An 18,392-nucleotide genomic window follows, 5' to 3' on the forward strand; every position below is an offset into this window, starting at 1 on the left:
CCTGCCAGACGCGGCGGGCCGCCCCCGACCATCGAAAATGACAACGCTTCTCATTCCCGTTAGTGTCGTGGGCATGAAACTCCGTACCGCGCCGCTCGCCGCCCTCACCCTTCTCACCCTCGCCGCGGCGAGTGCCTGCGGGTCCGGCGGGTCGGGCACGGGAAGCACCGCCGGTACGTCGTCCGGGACGGCCGCCGCGGGCGGCTCCGGCGGCTCGGGCGGCGAGAAGGTGCAGGTCGTGGCGGCGTTCTATCCGCTGCAGTACGCCGTGGAGCGCGTCGGCGGGGGCCACGTCGCCGTCACCAACCTCACCAAGCCGGGCGCCGAACCGCACGACCTGGAACTGACCCCGCAGGACGTGGCGAAGGTGACGGGCGCGAAGCTGGCCGTCTACACGAAGGGCTTCCAGCCCGCGGTCGACAAGGCCATCACGGAACAGTCGGCCAAGGGCGCGTACGACGTCAGCAAGGACGCCGACCTCGAGGCCCACGACGAGGGTGCGGGCTCGGACCACCAGCACACCCCGGGCGACGGCCACGACCACGGCTCGACCGATCCGCACTTCTGGCTCGACCCGCAGCGCTACGCCAAGGTCGCGAAGGGCATCGCGGCCAAGCTGGGCGAGCTCGACCCGAGCCGCAAGGCCGACTACGACAAGAACGCCGAGGGCTTCGCCAAGGACCTCACCGCGCTGGACGGCGAGTTCACGGCCGGGCTCAAGACCTGCACGAACAAGAACCTGGTGACGAGCCACGCCGCGTTCGGTTACCTGGGCGAGCGCTACGGGCTGACGCAGCAGGCCATCTCGGGCCTGTCCCCCGAGAAGGAGCCGGAGCCGGCGCGCCTCGCCGAGATCGCGGCGTTCGCCAAGAAGAACAACGTCCGGACGATCTACACCGAGACGCTGGTCAGCCCGACGATCGCCAAGACGGTCGCGGCGGAGACCGGGGCGCAGACGGCCGTGCTCGACCCGATCGAGGGCCTCTCCGACAGTTCTGCCGGCAAGGACTACCTTGAGGTGATGCGCGCGAACCTCGCGACCCTCAAGAAGGGTCAGCCCTGCCCGTGACGGAAGCTGACGCGTCCGGCGCGGACGTCGTGCTCGACGTACGGTCGGCGGCCTTCGGGTACGCCGGCCGTGCCGTCGTCTCGGACATCGACCTGCGGGTGACCGCCGGCGAGTCGATCGCCCTCCTCGGGCCCAACGGGTGTGGGAAATCGACGCTGGTCAAGGGCCTGCTCGGGCTGACCGAGCACATTGCCGGCGAGGTCTGGGTGCGGGGCCGGCCACTGGCGACGCTCGGCCGCACCGACCGGATCGGGTATGTCCCGCAGCGGCACACCCTCTCGTCGTCGGTGGTGGCCACGGTCGGCGAGGTCGTGATGATCGGGCGGCTCCCGCACCTCGGCTGGTGGGGGCGGCCCGGCCGACGGGACGCCGAGATCGTCGAGGAGTCCCTGGACGCGGTGGGACTGACCGGCCTGTCCGGCACCGACGTGACCCACCTGTCCGGCGGGCAGCAGCGGCGGGTCCTCGTGGCGCGCGCCCTGGCCGCCCGGCCCCGCATCCTCGTCATGGACGAGCCGACCGCCGGGGTCGACGAGGCGAATCAGCGCATCCTGGGGGCGACCATTCGTCGGCTGACGCAGGACGGCGTCGCGGTCATCACGGTGACCCACGAGCTGGACTCCCTCGCCCCGGTGATCGGCCGCGCGATCGCGATGCGGGGCGGCCACGTCGTGGCGGACGGCCCACCCGCCGAGGTGACCGCCGGACTGGCCGCGGGCCACCATCATCACCACCTGCCGCCGCCGTTCCCGGCCGCCATCGTTCCCGCCATTCCCGTCATCCCCGAGCTGGGCGGTCGTCGGCATGCCTGAACTCCTCCAGTACGACTTCATGCAGCGCGCCCTCCTGGCCGCTCTGCTGGTGGGCATCTCGGCGCCCCTCGTCGGCGTCTTCCTGGTGCAGCGCCGGCTCTCCCTCATCGGCGACGGCATCGGGCACGTGGCGCTGGCGGGCGTCGCGATCGGCGTCCTCACCGGCCAGCAGCCGATCCTGACCGCGCTGGCCCTGTCGGTGGCGTGCGCGGTGGCCATCGAGGTGGTGCGGCTGCGCGGCGGCGCCAGCGGCGACGTCGTCCTCGCGATCATGTTCTACGGCGGCATCGCCCTCGGCGTGGTCCTGATGGCGCGGGCCCCGGCTGGCGGGGCCAGCCTCAACTCGTACCTGTTCGGGGCGATCACCACCACGAGCGCCGGCGACCTGTGGATCTTCGTCGCGCTGGCCTGCCTCGTCGTCCTGCTCACGCTGTGGCTGCGGCCGTGGCTGTTCGCGGTAGCCAACGACGAGGAATACTGCCGCTCGGCCGGCCACCCCGTGCTCGCGATCAACGTGCTGCTGGCCGTGCTGACGGCCGTCACCGTCGTGGTCTCCATGCGGGTCGTCGGGCTCCTGCTGATCAGCGCGCTGATGATCGTGCCGAACGCCGCCGCGCAGCCCCTGGCGCGCAGCTTCCGCGCGGGGATGGGCATCGCCGTGGCGATAGGGATGGCGTGCGCGGTGGGCGGCGTCGCGTCGTCGTACTACCTCGACACCCCCTCCGGCGGAACCATCGTCGTGGGGGCGATCGGCGTGTACGCCGTGGTCGCCGCCACGGCCGGCCTCTGGGCGCGGCTCCGCAGCCGCCGGGAACGGCATACCCTGGCTCACGAGCACGAGCACGGGCCCGGGTGCGGCCACGAGGCGATCCCGCACGGCGACCACGTGGACTACCTCCACGACGGGCACCGGCACGCGCCGCATCACGGGCATTACGACGAACACGGGCATGTCGACGACGCGATCGTCGACCGGCACGGGACGCTGGCCATCGAGAGGCGGCGACCCCACGACGAGGTGGGCCATGGCTGAGGGCGAACGCCGCGGGACGCGGCAGCGGCGGGCGGTCGAGGCGACGTTGCGCCAGTCCGATGACTTCGTGTCCGCGCAGGCGTTGCACGCTCGGCTGCGGGAGTCCGGCGAGTCCATCGGGCTCGCGACGGTCTATCGCGCGCTGGCCGGTCTCGTCGCGGACGGCCAGGCCGACATGATCCGGCGCCACGACGGGGAGGCCATCTACCGGCTCTGCTCGACGACCCGCCACCACCACCATCTGGTCTGCCGCGACTGCGGCAAGGCCGTGGAGGTCGAGGCCCCGCAGGACGAGGCTTGGGCCCACGAGCTGGCGCAGCGGCACGGCTTCACCGACGTGTGGCACACACTGGAGATCTTCGGCACCTGCGCGGCCTGCGTCCGCAGCGCCTGAGCCTCGTCAGGACACCAGCTTCAGGCCGACGATGCCGCACAGGATCAGGCCGATGCAGGCCATCCGCGCGACGGTCACCGGCTCGCCGAGCACGATCGCGCCGAACGCCACGGTCGTGACGGCCCCGACGCCGGTCCACACGGCGTACCCCGTTCCCACCGGAATCGTCCGTAACGCATAGGACAGGCCGCCGAGCGAGATGACCGTCCCGGCGACGAAGAGCGCCAGCACCGGGGGGCGCCGCCACCACCCGTCCTGCGCGAGGGCCGTCGCCCACATGGTCTCGAACATCCCGGCGACGATCAGAACGACCCAGCTCATGGCGCACTCCCGTGCCGCGCCGTCGTCACGTCCGGGTACGGCGGGCCTCTCGTCCGGGGCGGCCTCCGCTGCGGACCGCCGCCTTCAGGCTAGCAACGCGCCGCAGCCGAGACTCAGCGCACCGCGATCAGCGCGACGCCGATCAGTGCGAGAACCGTGCCGGCGATCTGCACGGGGCGCATTCGCTCGTGCAACAGCGCGGCCGCGAGCGCGACGGTGACGACGGGATAGAGCGCGGCGAGCACCGTGCTCACCGACATCAGGGCCATGGTCGTGGCCACCGCCAGCAGCAGGTTGGCGCCGACGTCGGCGACGCCGAGGAAGCCGAGCACGGGCAGGTCCCGCGGGCGTATGCCGCCGACGCTCCGGTAGGCCACCGCGGCGACAGCGAACGCCGTCACGCTGGTGAGCCGCATCCCGACGAGCGTCGCCAGGACGGAGTGCCCCGCGCCGCGCGCGAGCCCGTACATGGCCAGGCCGAAGCCGAGGGCCGCCCCCGCGGCGTACAGCACCGCCCGCCCCTTCACGTGCGGTTCCCCGGCCAGCTCCGGCCCGCTGGCCAGCACGGCCCCGACGAGCGCGACGACGATGCCGGCGACCGTCACCGGCGCGGGCCGCTCCCCCGCGAGCAGCCCCAGCGTGACCGGGATGACGGCCCCCAGCGCCGAGATGGGCGAGACGACGCCGACGGTGCCGACGGCGAGCGCCTGGTAGAAGAGCACGAGCGCGGCAGCCCCGCACAGCCCGGCCGCGGCGGCCCAGGGCAGGGCGCCCCATTCGGTGGGCCACCCGACGACCAGCGCGACCGCCACCACGACGACGAGGGAGATCGCCTGGGAGACGCCCACCACGGCGATCGCGGGGCGGCGCCGCGAGACCATGCCGCCCGCGAAGTCACTGATCCCGAACGAGAGCGCGGCGCCGAGCGCGAGGACGGGACCGAGGGGGGCTTCCATGACCGGGCCAGCCTAACGCCGGCGGCCGGTCACCCCCCGAGGGGAGGTGACCGGCCGCCGGTTCATCGTTCGACTCAGCCTCGGGTCAGTGCGCAAAGAGACACCGCGTCGCGAGTCACTGCGTCACTGAACGCCGCTGCTCGGGTGGTCCATCGGCGGCGTCGGCGCGCTGCCGCCGGCCGCCCCACCACCGGAAACGCTGCCGATGTGGTCCGGGCCGTGCTCGGAGGCGCTGCCCGGGGCGTGATCCGGCACCGGCACCGGGTCGAGCGACTTGCGGGTGCCGACGAAGGTGAAGTGCTGCTCCTTCTCCTCACCCTCGACGTCCACGGTGACCAGCTCGCCGGCCCCGATCTCGCCGTACAGGATCTTCTCCGAGAGGACGTCCTCGATGTCCCGCTGGATCGCGCGGCGCAGCGGGCGGGCGCCGAGTACCGGGTCGTAGCCCTTCTTGGCCAGCAGCTCCTTCGCGCCAGGGGTGAGCTCGATGCCCATGTCCTTGTCGCGCAGGCGCTCGTCCAGGCGCGCGATCATCAGGTCGACGATCTGGACGATCTCCTCCATCTTCAGCTGCGGGAAGACCACCACGTCGTCGACGCGGTTGAGGAACTCGGGCCGGAAGTGCTGCTTGAGCTCGTCCTGGACCTTGTTCTTCATCCGCTCGTAGTCGCCGCCGGAGTCGTTGCCCGGGGCGAAGCCCAGGCCGCCGATGGCCTTGGAGATGTCCCGCGTGCCGAGGTTGGTCGTCATGATGATGACGGTGTTCTTGAAGTCGACCACGCGGCCCTGGGAGTCGGTCAGGCGGCCGTCCTCCAGGATCTGCAGCAGCGAGTTGAAGATGTCCGCGTGGGCCTTCTCGACCTCGTCGAAGAGCACCACCGAGAACGGCTTGCGGCGCACCTTCTCGGTGAGCTGGCCGCCCTCCTCGTAGCCGACGTAACCGGGCGGGGAGCCGAACAGCCGCGACACGGTGTGCTTCTCGGCGAACTCGGACATGTCGAGCGTGATCAGGCTGTCCTCGTCCCCGAACAGAAACTCGGCCAGGGCCTTGGCCAGCTCGGTCTTACCGACGCCGGTCGGGCCGGCGAAGATGAACGAGCCGCCGGGGCGGCGCGGGTCCTTCAGGCCGGCGCGGGTCCGCCGGATGGACTGCGACAGTGCCTTGATTGCGTCGTCCATGCCGACGATGCGCTTGTGCAGCTCGGCCTCCATGTTGAGGAGCCGGGTCGACTCCTCCTCGGTGAGCTTGAAGACCGGGATGCCGGTGGACGCGGCGAGGACCTCGGCGATCAGCTCCTCGTCGACCTCGGCGACGACGTCCATGTCGCCGGTCTTCCACTCCTTCTCGCGCTTGGCCTTGGCGTCGATGAGCTGCTTCTCGTCGTCGCGCAGCTTGGCGGCCTTCTCGAAGTCCTGCCCGTCGATCGCCGCCTCCTTCTCGCGGCGGACGTGGGCGATCTTCTCGTCGAACTCGCGCAGGTCCGGCGGCGCCGTCATCCGCCGGATGCGCAGGCGGGCGCCGGCCTCATCGATGAGGTCGATGGCCTTGTCGGGCAGGTACCGGTCGTTGACATAGCGGTCCGCGAGGTTGGCCGCCCCGACCAGCGCCGCGTCGGTGATCGAGACGCGGTGGTGCGCCTCGTAGCGGTCCCGCAGTCCCTTGAGGATCTCGATGGTGTGCGGCAGCGTCGGCTCGGCCACCTGGATCGGCTGGAACCGGCGCTCCAGCGCGGGGTCCTTCTCGATGTACTTGCGGTACTCGTCCAGCGTCGTCGCGCCGATCGTCTGCAGCTCACCGCGGGCCAGCATCGGCTTGAGGATGCTCGCCGCGTCGATGGCGCCCTCCGCGGCGCCCGCCCCGACGAGGGTGTGGATCTCGTCGATGAACAGGATGATGTCGCCGCGGGTGCGGATCTCCTTGAGCACCTTCTTCAGCCGCTCCTCGAAGTCACCGCGGTAGCGGGAGCCCGCCACCAGGGCGCCGAGGTCGAGGGTGTAGATGTGCTTGTCCTTGAGCGTCTCGGGCACCTCGCCCTTGACGATGTCCTGGGCCAGGCCCTCGACGACGGCGGTCTTGCCGACGCCGGGCTCGCCGATGAGGATCGGGTTGTTCTTCGTACGCCGGGAGAGCACCTGCATCACCCGCTCGATTTCCTTCTCGCGCCCGATGACCGGGTCGAGCTTGCCCTCCCGGGCGGCCTGGGTCAGGTTGCGCCCGAACTGGTCGAGCACCAGGCTCCCCGCCGGGGTGCCCTCCTGGGTGGACTGGCCGCCGACGCCCGCGGTCGCGGCCTCCTTGCCCTGGTAGCCGGAGAGCAGCTGGATCACGGTCTGGCGCACCCGGGACAGATCGGCGCCGAGCTTGACCAGCACCTGGGCGGCGACGCCCTCGCCCTCGCGGATCAGGCCCAGCAGGATGTGCTCGGTCCCGATGTAGTTGTGGCCGAGCTGCAGCGCCTCGCGCAGGCTCAGCTCCAGGACCTTCTTCGCCCGCGGCGTGAACGGAATGTGACCACTGGGGGCCTGGGTGCCGGTGCCGATGATCTCCTGCACCTGCTCACGCACGGCGTCGAGCGAGATCCCAAGGCTCTCCAGGGCCTTCGCGGCCACGCCTTCACCCTCGTGGATGAGGCCGAGCAGAATGTGCTCCGTGCCGATGTAGTTGTGGTTGAGCATGCGCGCCTCTTCCTGCGCAAGCACGACCACACGACGCGCCCGGTCGGTGAACCGTTCGAACATTGTCACTCGCTCCTCGCTATCGAGATACCTCGATGCTATCGGTGCCCTGCTGAGACGGCCGATTCGACGCCCTTGAGCAGCACGTCGATCGGCCCTGATCCCTCCAACGCCGCGGGCCCCGCCGTGATTCCGCCCCACGCCGGTGGAAACCCACCCCACCCCATCTCCCTTATGGTCGGCGCGCGAGTCGCCACCCTAACCCGGATCGTTCACGAGACTCGGGTGTGATCGGCGCGTGGAAGCACGGAAGTGCCTGTCCAGCAAGGGAAACTTGGTTTGCGACGACTCAAGATCTCCGAACCGGAAGGCACTCCGTAGGTGAAGCGTACTTCGTGGTCTACCGGCTTGTCCGTGACCTCCGATGGTGTCGGCGTGGTGGCCCATGCGGGCAGCGTCGCCACCCGCCTTCTGGCCGACCGGGTCGGCCTCACGTCCGAGTTGTCCAAGGTGATGGTCCGCCGCAACTTCGTCCCCGGTCACGACCGCGGCAGGGTGCTGACCGACGTCGCGGTGATGCTCGCCGACGGCGGGGAGGCGATCGCCGACATCGACGTGCTGCGCCACCAGTCCAGCGTGCTGGGCCGTGTCGCGTCGGCGCCGACGGTGTGGCGGGCACTGGACGAGGTCACACCTGGCCGGTTGAAGAGGATCCAGAACGCGCGGGCGCGGGTCCGCCGCCAGGTCTGGTCCCAGCTGCCTGACGGCGTCCCGGCGAGCAAGGTCGCCGGGACCGATCTTGACGATCTGATCGTGCTCGACACCGACGCGACCATCGTGATCAGCCACAGCGAGAAGGAGAACGCGGCGGCCACGTTCAAGCGGACCTTCGGGTTCCACCCACTCGGGGTGTGGTGCGACAACACGAGTGAGTTCCTCGCCGCCAAGCTCCGCGCTGGCAATGCCGGCTCGAACACCGCCGCCGACCACATCGAGGTCCTCACCGACGCGATCGCGCAGATCCCCGGCACGCACCGCAAGAAGCTGCTCATCCGCTCCGACGGCGCGGGCGCATCGCACAAGCTGCTGGACTGGCTTACCGAGCAGAACCGGGTCCGTGGCCGCAGCGTGGAGTACAGCGTGGGTTTCGCGGTCACCGAGAAGATCCGCGACGCCATCGACCTGGTCCCGAAGAAGGTCTGGACCCCGGCACTCGACGCCGACGGTGGGATCCGCGAAGGAGGTGACGTCGCCGAGCTCACCGGGCTCTTGGACCTGAGCAGCTGGCCGACCGGAATGCGCGTCATCGTGCGCCGCGAACGACCCCATCCCGGCGCCCAACTGTCGCTGTTCGAGGAACGTGACGGCTGGCGCTACCAAGCCTTCGTCACCAACACCACGACCGGACAACTGGCTTTCCTCGAGGCCCGGCATCGGGCGCACGCTCGGGTCGAGGACCGGATCCGGCACGCCAAGGACTCGGGGCTGGGGCGGTTCCCGTCGCGGGAGTTCGAGATCAACCGGGTGTGGCTGATGCTGGTGCAGATCGCTGCCGACCTGACCGCATGGACCCGGCTCCTCGCACTGACCGGAGACGCGAAGTCGCTGGCGGCGTGTGAGCCGAAAGCGCTGCGCTACCGCTTCCTTCACGTCCCAGCCCGGCTGACTCACAGCGCCCGCCGACGACGCTTGCGGATACCCGAGTCGTGGCCATGGGCGGCCGCGATCGTCGCAGTCTTCGCCAACATCGCCGCGATCCCACAACCCGCCTGACCCCCGTCCGCCCACGACATCACGACCCGGAGAACCGCAGCCCGGCAGCGCCAGCCGGCCCAACGTCGTACCCGCGCACCGTCATCGACTCACCCCACGCAGCGATGCCGTCGTCGGCACCGTCATGAAAGACCGGGGCTAAGCAGCATGCGGCACTGATTCGTTTGGGGCACAGCGTCGTTCGCCCACGGCGTACGGTCTGAAGCGCGCGGAAAGCGCGGCCGACCCGCGCCGCGCCGCGACCTGCACCACGACGCGAATCCGGCATCCACGGCCTTCGTACCTGGCAGAGTGAGCGGGTGAGCACAGAGTCGAGTACGTCGTCGTACGCGAGCGCCGAGCCCTCGCCGCAGCGTCCCGTCGTCGATGTCGACTGGCTCGCCGCCCATCTGGGCGACGCGGGCCTCGTCGTCCTCGACGCGAGCATCCCCCCGAACGACCCCGGCGGCCTTCGCATTCCGGGCGCCCGGCGGTTCGACCTGGAGGGCGCGTTCTCGGCGCCCGACGCGCCGCTGCCGCACACGATGCCGACCCCGGAGGCCTTCCAGGCCGAGGCGCGGCGCCTGGGCGTGCGCGACGGGGGCACGGTGGTCGTCTACGACATCCACGACGTCTACTCGGCCGCGCGCGCGTGGTGGATGTTCCGCGCGATGGGCCTGGACCGGGTGTGGCTGCTCGACGGCGGCCTCGAAGGCTGGGAGGAGGCCCAGCGCGAGGTCGAGCCGATCGACGCCGCGGAGGCCACCCGCGACGACGGCGGGGACTTCGTGGCGCGACCCGTCCCGGGCGCCATCGTGGACGCCGACGCGGTGGCGGCCGCGCTCGCAGGCGACGAGGTCGCGGTGGTCGATGCCCGCAGCGCGACGCGGTTCGCGGGGACGGCGTCCGAGCCGCGACCCGGGCTGCGGAGCGGCCACATGCCGGGGGCGGGCAACCTGCCCTACCTCGACGTCCAGACCGACGGTCACCTCATGGCGCCGGACGGGCTGGCGCCGCTGGTCGAGGCGGCCGCGGGCGGCCGGGACCGGGTCATCTTCACGTGCGGCTCCGGCGTGACGGCCTGCGTGGCCGCGCTGGCGAGCGTGCTCGCCGGCCGCGACCCCGGGCGGCTGGCCGTGTACGACGGCAGCTGGACGGAGTGGGGCGCGGAGCAGTCCGGTCGCCCGGTGGAATCCGCCTGACGCACCCGCCGGACACACCTGCCCGACGAGCGCCTTCCTGACACTCGTCAGGGCGCGGGGATCGGCGGCGGGGGTATCGACTCGGCGTGGGCCGGCGAGACCTCCCGGTCGAGCCCCAGCCGCGGATAGAGCAGCTCGAGGCCTCGGTCGAGTGCCTGCTTCACCGTGTCCACGCCGTGGCCGCCGCTGTCGAACTCCAGGTAATAGGATCGCGCCCCGCCATCGCGGGCGGCGGCGGCGACGCGGCGCTCCCCCGGCATGTGGTGCGGGTCGTCGGCGCTGACCGTGGTCACGAACCAGGTGTCGGCGAAGGCGGCCCGGGGCAGCTGACGGGGCAGGCGGTGCTGGTCGTAGGCCTCCTTGTCGCCGCCGAAGATCTCCTCCAGGTGCCGCTCGGCGTTGTCGGAGCCGGGGAACTCCTCCCCGGAGATGTTCAGCACGTTGCCCCACATCTGGCCGTGCAGGGCCGCGAACCGGGCCGCGCACAGGCCGCCGTTGGAGTAGCCCGCCACGATCCAGTCGGAGCGGTGATGGGAGACCCGCAGGTGGGTCTTGATCCAGGTCACCACGTCGGTGTTGATGTAGGTCTCGACCTTGCCGAACTTGGCCGTGTCCATGCAGAGCGTGTCGTTCCAGGGGCTGCTGGTCTGGTCCGCGACCACCACGATGGGCGCCAGCCCGCCGTGCCGGGCGGCCTTGGCGTCCAGGGCGTCGGCGACATAGGTGACGTCGGGCGTGCCCGGCTGGCCCATCATCAGCACCAGGACGGGCAGGCTGGGCGGGTTCTCGATGAGCGCCGCGGGGGGCAGGTAGACACTCGCGGGCCGCGCCACGAACCCCGAGACCGGACCGGGGATGGCGAGGGTCACCCGGCGCCCCTGCCCCGGCATGCCCGGCGGTGGGGTCCAGTCGCGGGCGAGCCAGTCAATCGCGGCCGGGTTGTGCCCCTGGGTCGTCGGCAGGTCCTTCAACGTGACGATCTCGGCGACCGGCTTGTTGAGCAGCTCGCCGAGGCTGTGCATGATCCCGTACGACGCGTTCACGCCCACGGTCGCGACCGCGAGCACGGGCGGTACGACGAGCACGGCGGCCGCCTTGCGCCACCAGCTGGTCCGGCGCAGGTTGGCCAGCGCCAGGCCGACGACCACGCCGAGCAGCACCACCCAGGTGCGGCCGCCCCGCGGCAGGCCGCCGGGGACCTGGTGCAGCCCGTCGTCGAGGATCAGGATCAGCGCCGCGGCCCCGAGGGCGCCGAGCGTGGCGGCAAGGAGGGACCGCCGCCACCAGTTCGCCGGTCGGTCGGCCCGGCGCCGCAGCAGCAGCACGAGGACCGCGAGCAGGACGATGCCGTAGCTGGTCAGCTCCGCCTGGGTCCCCACGATCTGCCAGCGCAGGATCTGCAGGACGAGCGGGTGTTGCCAGAACCCGTCGACCGTCGAGTCCCCGGTCACGACGGCGCCTCGGTCGTCGCGCGGGACGCCTCCGCCTGGCGCGCGGCCTCGGACTGACGGGCGGCCTCGGCGTGGGCATCGAGCAGCGAGCCGCCGGCCTTCCACAACGTGCCCAGCGAGGTGTCGGGCAGGTAGGCGCGCGCGATCGCCGTACCGATGGCCGGCAGCGCGGCGGGATCGGGATACAGGAGGTAGAGCGGCCGGTACGTCGGCGCGAACTTCGCCTTGAACCGCAGCAGCGAGCGGAAGCCGTAGACGGGTTCGAGCTGCCGGCCCACCCGGTCGAGGATCGCGTCGACGGCGGCGGGGAACCCCTCCGGCCGGGACGGGCGATCATCCTGCCCAGCGGCCCCGGAGCCCTCCCCCACCCGCGCGAGCGGGGCGCCCGACAGGCTCAGCTCCTCGAAGCCCTGCTCCTTGAGGTCGAGGGCCGCCTGCCCGATGAGGACCTCCATGGTGTGCCGGAACCCGTCGGGGCGGCGCCGCATGAAGTCCAGGGTCCAGCCCAGCAGCCGCCCGTCCCGGTGGATCGGCAGCCAGGACGCGCAGCCCTGCAGGACGCCGTCGGCGTCGGTGAGCAGGAAGAGCCGTACGTCGGGGTCGGCGAGCTCCGCGATCCCGCCGAGCGTGAAGCCCATCTCGGGGAGGGCCTGTTCACCGACCCAGGCCCGGGAGATCTCTCTGACCTGCAGCCGGGTCTCGAACGACGTCTCGCGCCACGTCGTCCAGGTCGTGCTCAGCCCGGACTTGCGGACGTGGTTGAGCCCGGTGCGCACGTCCTGGAACTTCTTGCCGGTGAAGGCCAGCGTGGGCAGGCTCAGGTAGGCCTCCTCGGCGACCTGGGTGCTCTCCCAGCCCAAGGCCTCGGTGCGGCGCCGCAGGTCCGCGGTCGCGGAGTAGAAGCACACCCGCCAGCCGCGCGCGTCGGCGAACGTGAGGAACTCCCGCAGGGCCGCGTCGAGCCGGTCGGCCGGACCGATGAGGTCGCCGGTGGTCACGGCGATGCCGCCGATGACGCGGTAGGGCACGTACGACTCGCCGTCCGCCGAGAACCAATGCCGGTTGCCGTCCCACAGACCCATCCAGGCCAGGGAGCCCCCGCCGTACCGGATGAGCAGGTCCCGCGCCCGCGCGGAGCTGGTGCCGTCCGGGGCTGCGTGGCGCATGGCCCGGACGCCGGCCACGACGATGGGCACCCAGGTGGCGACGCCGACCCAGGAATAGAGCGCCGTGGCCGCGCTGCCGAGGGGCAGCAGCGTCGGGAAGGCGTCGGTGGCGGGCAGCAGGTATTCGAGCGGCACGAGCCGGCGCGGGGCGTCGATGACGAGCTGACGCAGGGTGGCGGGCTCGCTCCACTGGTCGGCGACGAGCAGGCCCCCGACGACGTACGCGGTGAGACCGGCGAGCATGGCGGCGATGACCCAGCCCGCGAGGGCGGCCAGCTCCCCCGGCTCGCTGGCGACGCGGAAGAGCCGCCGGGTGAGCAGCAGGAGGGTCACGACGCCTACGGGCGCGAGCACGGGGAGCAGCGTGGCGACGATCTCGACGGTCGACAGCGGCGTCTCGGAGATGTCCCCGATCAGGTCGAGCAACGCGACGAACGTGGTGACCAGCAACGCGGCCAGGATGGCCTGGATCGCGATCACGATCCACCAGGCGAGGCGGCGGCCGCGGCGCAGCCCGAGCGCGCAGATCAGGAGCAGCACCGCGGGCACGCAGGTCAGTAGGAGCAGCCCCGGGTTGGGGTCGACCATCAGCAGGTCCATGGCGCAGCTGCGGGCGTCGTACTCGACCGGACACCCGGCTGCGATGGCCGCGCCGGCCTCGCTGTCCGGCAGGGGTCGGGCGATGAAGCCGCCGAGGATGGCGAAGGGCCCGTCGGCGAATCCCAGCAGCGCCCCGACCAACGGTCCGACGGCGGCCGCCGCGACGATGAGCGCCACGAGCACGCGCGCCTCGCGCAGGGTGCCGACGGGGCGGGTGTCGGCGCTGCCGGAGCGGGACCAGCGGCCGACGATCAGCCCGACGAGGGCGCCGGCCAGGAGGTACACGGTGACGGCACCGCCGTGGTACAGCGCCATGGTCACGGCGGCGGTGAGCCCGGTGAGCCTGATGCGGCGCCGCCAGAGGCGAGGCAGGCTCGCGCTCGCGGCGACGTGCGCGGCGACGACCGCCATCGCGGGGCCGGCGAAGCTGGCTTCTCGGATCTGGGTGGACCAGTCCGGGAACAGGGGGGCGCTGGCCCAGGCGAAGGCCGCCGTGCCGACGGCGCCGCCGAGCTGGCCGACGACGAGGGCGGCGAGATAGCGCCGGGCTCCGATCCGGCGCTCCGCGAGGACGCCGAGGGTGAGGACGACCGCCACGGTGGCGAGCGCGCCGCGGGTGACCCAGGGATCGGCCGGGCTCGCCGGCAGCAGCAGGGCGGTGAGGGGGGTCCAGGGGCGGGCGGGCAGTTCGCCGGCGCGCAGGAGCAGGGTCTGGTCCAGGGCTTGCCGGGTCTCGGCGGGGGCGAGGTGGGCCGCGGCGTTGGCGACGACGAGCCACCCGGCGAGGATCAGGCTGGCCGGGGCGCCGAGCAGGAGCAGCCCGATGCGGCGCGCGAGGATCAGGGCGTCCCGCGTCCATCGGGCGCGCGCCCTCGGTGGCGCGGCGGCGCTGCTCACTGCGTGGCTCCTCGGCGGGTGCGGGCCGGGTCGGACGCACCCGACCCGGCGATTCGGCGGTCCTACAGTGCCAGAATCCTGGACGACTGTCCGGTTCCTGCGGCCGGCGCATCGCTGCCCTATCGGCGAGGCCTTGGCGGATCGGAGCCGGCCGACCGCTGCGGCACCTCGATCCGGGCCAGGTCGCGGGCCGGGGCCGCTCCGGGGGCGGCCAGGCGTTCGGCGAGCTGATCGGGCGGCGGGTTGTGGTGGCTGAGGTGGGTGGCCAGGACGCGGGTCGCGTCGGTGACCAACCCCCAGGCGCGCAGGTCGGCGACGGCGGCGGCGAAGCTGGCGAGGTCGTGGTGGCCGGGGTCGCGGGGCCGGTCGCCGAAGGTCTCCTCCAGGAGGACGAGGTCGTACGCCGTCAGCTCCGCCCGCATCGCCGCGAAGGCGGGGGGCCAGGGCCCGGTGTCGGTGGCGTAGAGGAGGCGTTCGCCGGCGGGGCCCGTGACGTCGTACAGGGCCGCCTCGCCCAGCGCGTGGTGATCGGCGGGCAGGACGCGCACGACGTACTGGGCGCGGTCGTGGGCGTGCTGCCCCTCGCCGGCGTCCGCCGCGGGGAGCACGAGGCGGTCGCCGGCGGTCACCGCGCGCAGGGTGACGCGCGAGCCGGCGGGGTCGAGCCACGGCCGACAGGCCTCGATGACCGGCTGGGGGCCGACGACGAGGAGGGGCGCGTCGGTGGCCCAGCCGCGGTAGAGCAGCGCGGCGGGGTCGCAGTGGTCGGGGTGGACGTGGGTCACGAGGATGGTGTGCAGGTCGGCGAGGTCCACGCCGGCCCGCAGCGCCTGCCGGCCGGCCTCGGGGCCGACGTCGAGGAGAATGCGCCCGTCGATGAGGACGCTGCTCGGGGTGCGCAGCTCGCCGGTCGCGCGGGCGGCGAGGCAGGAGGAGCAGCGACAGTACGGCGTGGGCCAGCCGTCCGCCCCACCGCTGCCCAGAACCAGAACCTCCATGTCCTCAGCCTGACACCGAGCGGGAGATGATCGGCCCCGACCGCGGGCGGGGTTCAGGAGGCAAGATGGGGGTATGGCCGATTCCTCCCGCAACGCCAAGCTGGTGGCCGGGATGCTCGTGGCGATCGTCGTGCTGCCGATGATCGCCCTCGCGGTGACGTTCCCGGCGCTGGCGGGCCCGACGGTCGCCGTCTTCCTGCTGACCGGGGTAGGCGTCTTCCTCTACCGGCGTCGCCAGCGGTAACGCGTTCTAGCGATGCCCCCACTCCCAGAGCGGCGTCGTCATCAGGCCCTGGCCCTCGACCCGCGTCTCCCCGAGATCCTTGGCCAGCCGCACCAGCCGCGCCGCTGGGATCTCCCCCGGCCGCGTGGGATCGTCGGACGCGTCGTCGCCGAGTCCCGGGTAGGCCCGCCCCAGCTCCGCGAGCAATGCGGCCGAGTGCGTGACCACCACGATCTGCGTACGCCGCGCAGCGTCCGCGATCAGACCCGCCAGCGGACCGAGCAGACTCGGGTGCAGGCTGGTCTCCGGCTCGTTGACCACCAGCAGCGGCGGCGGGGCCGGCGTCAGCAGCGCCGCCAGCCACAAGAGATAGCGCAGCGTCCCGTCCGACAGCTCCGCGGACCGCAACCCCCGCAGCATCCCGCGCTGGTGCAGCACCACGTCGAACACCCCGTCCGCGGCCTGCGCCCTCACCTCGGCGCCCTCGAACGCCTCCGCCACGAACCGCCCCAACGGCGCCCGCCCGTCCTCCAGGATCGTCGCCAGCGCCGCCGCAAGGTCGGCCCCGTCATCGGCCAGCGCCGCCGTCCGGGTCCCCACCGCCGGACGCCGCGCCGGGGCCTGCGCGTCCGCCCGGAAGCCGTCGTAGAACCGCCACGCCGCCAGCTCCCGCCGCACCGCCCACAGCGCGGGCGCCGCGCCCGCGTCGCCGTACTCAGCCAGCATGCTCGCGTGCGCCGGCAGCTCCACCTCCCCCGGCACCCACCGTCCCGCCGCGGTGCGCAGCTCCACGACGTGCCGCCGCCGGCGCGCCACGAGCGTCGCCGGCCGCATCACCGGCCCGTGCCAGATCGCCTCGCGCTTGAGGTCGGGGTCGCGCAGGAAGTACGACGTCGCCCCCGGCGCCTGTGGCGGCAGCCCAAGGTCCACGAGATAGCCCAGCTCGGGCCCGGCCACGCCCAGCCGCAGCGAGATCGGGCCCTTGCGCACGGTTCCCTGCACCACGCCCGTGCGGCGCGCCGACTGCAGCGTCTCGGGCCCCGCCCACAACGCCGACGGCAGCCCGCCCTCCCGCGCCAGGGACGCGACCACCCGGCCCAGGCCGCAGTCGGCGAGCAGCCGCAGCGCCCGGTAGAGACTCGACTTGCCGCTGCCGTTCGGCCCGGTCACGACGGTCAGCCGGCCGAGCGGCACGATCACCTCGCGCAGGCACCGGTATCCGGCGACCGCCACCACGCTGTACATGCCGCGCAACCTACGCGGCGCCGCCGACAACCCCGGTACCAGCGCACACCCGGCCGAGCCGCCTCATTCCCAGCGCGGCAGCACCCCGCGCAGCCGATCCACGATCGGCCCGATCCCGAACACCACCAGCAGCGTCCCCATCCCCACGTCCGCGCCGCATGCGAACCCCAGCAAGCACCCCGCCGCCTGCACCGCCATGTAGCTCCACCGGAACGGCACCGGCGGGTCGAACGCGATCGACGGCGCCTCGGTGGGGCCGATCCCGAGGTCGGCCGACAGGTACCCGGCGACCCCCACGCAGATCACCACGAACCCCACCGCGAACTCCAGCCAGCGCCCGGCGAGCGCCTCCGGGCGTGGCGCCAGCGGCAGGAAGGCCCCCACCGCGGACCCCACCACCAGCGGCTGCACCAGCGTGCCGAGGTCTGGCCGCAGCCCCCGGGCCCACGCGATCCCGATGAACAGCACCGACATCGCCAGGCTCACCACGACGAACGGCAGTCCCGTGCGCAGGTACAGGCCGTTGAGCATCGTCGACCAGCCGTCCGAGCCCTGCCGCGAACCGAGCAGCAGCGCCACCCCGGCCGACAGGACGACGCAGGACCCGACCAGCCAGGCGATCCGAGCTGGCCGGTAGCGTCGGGGCCCGGCGACGGTCGGGTTGCTCACCCCGCGAGGGTAACCCGGCTCAGCGCCGCCGCTGGCACCGCCCGCACCAGTACAGCGTCCGCCCCGCCAGCACCTCCGACCGCACCCGCGAACCGCAGGTCAGGCACGGCTCCCCCGTCCGCTTGTAGACCGCGAACGCCCGCTCGTACGTCGTACCGAGCGCGCCTCCCGTCGAGGCCTCCTCGGTCGCGAGCGCGGCGGGGGTGTCGTACGCCGCGAGCGCCGCGGTCACCTGCTCGGGGAGGGTGAGGATCTGCCCGAACCGTACGCCGAGCGGGAACAGCGTCACCATGTCCGACCACAGCGCCCGCCAGGTCGCCGGCCGGATCTCCACCCCGGGACGGTGCGGGTCGACCCGATGCCGGAACAGCAGCTCGCATCGGTAGACGTTGCCCACGCCGGCGACCACCGCCTGGTCCATGAGCAGCTCGGCGATCGGCTTGCGGCTGCGCGCGATCTTGACCCAGGCCCGGTCGGGGTCCGCGTCCTGGCGCAGGGGGTCGGGCCCTAGTCGGTCCAGAACCCCCGCCACCGTCTCCGGGGTGGCGACCGCGCACAGGTTAGGCCCGCGCAGGTCGGCGACGTGGGTGGCGTTGCGCAGCCGGCACCGGACGGCGCCCACCGCCGGCGGCTCGGGCCCGAGATGCGCGGCCCCAACCGCCACCGCCTCGGGCGGCCCGCCGGGGACGCCGTACGGCTGCACCTCGAACTTGCCGATCAGCCCCAGGTGCACGTGCAGGTAGTCCTGCCCCGCGAACTCCACGAACAGGTGCTTTCCCGCGGCGGACGCCCCGACCAGCTCGCGCCCGTCGAGCAGCCGCGCCTCCGCGGCGAATCGCCCCTGCGGGCTGGTCACCGCTACCGGCATGCCCCCGAACCGCCGCTCGATGCGCCGGGCCAACGCGTGGATCGTGTGGCCCTCCGGCAC

General features: G+C 72.6%; 16 protein-coding genes. 7 read left to right on the forward strand and 9 right to left on the reverse strand.

The features are described from left to right. Positions 1 to 73 precede the first annotated feature (73 nt). The 4 genes from IPK37_03070 to IPK37_03085 are packed head-to-tail and all read left to right on the forward strand — an operon-like array spanning position 74 to position 3,308. On the forward strand, positions 74 to 1,069 hold the full coding sequence (locus IPK37_03070; protein ID QQS01456.1) for a zinc ABC transporter substrate-binding protein: 996 nt from the start codon (positions 74 to 76) through the stop codon (positions 1,067 to 1,069). A 29-nt stretch (positions 1,070 to 1,098) separates the two neighbouring features. Next, positions 1,099 to 1,881: an ABC transporter ATP-binding protein gene (locus IPK37_03075; protein QQS02635.1), complete on the forward strand. Its 783-nt coding sequence runs from the start codon at positions 1,099 to 1,101 to the stop codon at positions 1,879 to 1,881. Continuing rightward, positions 1,874 to 2,914 carry a metal ABC transporter permease gene (locus IPK37_03080; GenBank protein ID QQS01457.1) on the forward strand — a complete coding sequence of 347 codons (1,041 nt, stop codon included), beginning with the start codon at positions 1,874 to 1,876 and terminating at the stop codon, positions 2,912 to 2,914. Before IPK37_03075 ends, IPK37_03080 begins: the two co-directional genes overlap by 8 nt. Continuing rightward, the gene (locus tag IPK37_03085) at positions 2,907 to 3,308 is read left to right on the forward strand and encodes a transcriptional repressor (protein QQS01458.1); all 402 of its coding nucleotides are present in this window, start codon (positions 2,907 to 2,909) and stop codon (positions 3,306 to 3,308) included. The genes IPK37_03080 and IPK37_03085 overlap by 8 nt, the downstream gene beginning before the upstream one ends. A 6-nt stretch (positions 3,309 to 3,314) precedes the next feature. On the opposite strand, the gene IPK37_03090 is transcribed toward IPK37_03085, so the two are convergent. The 3 genes from IPK37_03090 to IPK37_03100 form a co-directional block, all read right to left on the reverse strand. Then, entirely contained in the window at positions 3,315 to 3,629 is a 315-nt protein-coding gene (locus IPK37_03090; protein QQS01459.1) for a multidrug efflux SMR transporter, read from the reverse strand. A gap of 113 nt (positions 3,630 to 3,742) precedes the next feature. Beyond that, positions 3,743 to 4,585, reverse strand: a complete 843-nt coding sequence (locus IPK37_03095; protein QQS01460.1) for a DMT family transporter — start codon at positions 4,583 to 4,585, stop codon at positions 3,743 to 3,745. 123 nt (positions 4,586 to 4,708) lie between these two features. Next, complete coding sequence (locus tag IPK37_03100) at positions 4,709 to 7,324, reverse strand: ATP-dependent Clp protease ATP-binding subunit (GenBank protein ID QQS01461.1); 2,616 nt, start codon at positions 7,322 to 7,324, stop codon at positions 4,709 to 4,711. A 318-nt stretch (positions 7,325 to 7,642) separates the two neighbouring features. Here IPK37_03100 and IPK37_03105 point away from each other — a divergent pair, with 318 nt between their 5' ends. Continuing rightward, on the forward strand, positions 7,643 to 9,034 hold the full coding sequence (locus IPK37_03105; protein QQS01462.1) for an IS1380 family transposase: 1,392 nt from the start codon (positions 7,643 to 7,645) through the stop codon (positions 9,032 to 9,034). 299 nt (positions 9,035 to 9,333) lie between these two features. After that, positions 9,334 to 10,215: a sulfurtransferase gene (locus IPK37_03110; protein QQS01463.1), complete on the forward strand. Its 882-nt coding sequence runs from the start codon at positions 9,334 to 9,336 to the stop codon at positions 10,213 to 10,215. A gap of 47 nt (positions 10,216 to 10,262) precedes the next feature. Here the strand turns inward: IPK37_03110 and IPK37_03115 are convergent, their stop codons facing one another. From IPK37_03115 to IPK37_03125, 3 genes are all read right to left on the reverse strand, one after another. Then, positions 10,263 to 11,666 carry an esterase gene (locus IPK37_03115; GenBank protein QQS01464.1) on the reverse strand — a complete coding sequence of 468 codons (1,404 nt, stop codon included), beginning with the start codon at positions 11,664 to 11,666 and terminating at the stop codon, positions 10,263 to 10,265. Next, on the reverse strand, positions 11,663 to 14,329 hold the full coding sequence (locus IPK37_03120) for a DUF2156 domain-containing protein (GenBank protein QQS01465.1): 2,667 nt from the start codon (positions 14,327 to 14,329) through the stop codon (positions 11,663 to 11,665). The genes IPK37_03115 and IPK37_03120 overlap by 4 nt, the downstream gene beginning before the upstream one ends. A 119-nt stretch (positions 14,330 to 14,448) precedes the next feature. Beyond that, on the reverse strand, positions 14,449 to 15,327 hold the full coding sequence (locus IPK37_03125; GenBank protein ID QQS01466.1) for an MBL fold metallo-hydrolase: 879 nt from the start codon (positions 15,325 to 15,327) through the stop codon (positions 14,449 to 14,451). A gap of 73 nt (positions 15,328 to 15,400) precedes the next feature. On the opposite strand from IPK37_03125, the gene IPK37_03130 reads away from it, so the two are divergent. Further along, complete coding sequence (locus IPK37_03130) at positions 15,401 to 15,571, forward strand: hypothetical protein (GenBank protein QQS01467.1); 171 nt, start codon at positions 15,401 to 15,403, stop codon at positions 15,569 to 15,571. A gap of 6 nt (positions 15,572 to 15,577) precedes the next feature. On the opposite strand, the gene IPK37_03135 is transcribed toward IPK37_03130, so the two are convergent. The 3 genes from IPK37_03135 to IPK37_03145 all read right to left on the reverse strand — a co-directional run bounded on the left by IPK37_03135 (position 15,578) and on the right by IPK37_03145 (position 18,392). After that, complete coding sequence (locus IPK37_03135) at positions 15,578 to 16,795, reverse strand: AAA family ATPase (GenBank protein ID QQS01468.1); 1,218 nt, start codon at positions 16,793 to 16,795, stop codon at positions 15,578 to 15,580. Between the two features lie 63 nt (positions 16,796 to 16,858). Then, on the reverse strand, positions 16,859 to 17,464 hold the full coding sequence (locus tag IPK37_03140; GenBank protein QQS01469.1) for a hypothetical protein: 606 nt from the start codon (positions 17,462 to 17,464) through the stop codon (positions 16,859 to 16,861). A 19-nt stretch (positions 17,465 to 17,483) separates the two neighbouring features. After that, complete coding sequence (locus tag IPK37_03145) at positions 17,484 to 18,392, reverse strand: Fpg/Nei family DNA glycosylase (GenBank protein ID QQS01470.1); 909 nt, start codon at positions 18,390 to 18,392, stop codon at positions 17,484 to 17,486.

The organism is Austwickia sp., assembly GCA_016699675.1.
Lineage (GTDB): Bacteria > Actinomycetota > Actinomycetes > Actinomycetales > Dermatophilaceae > Austwickia.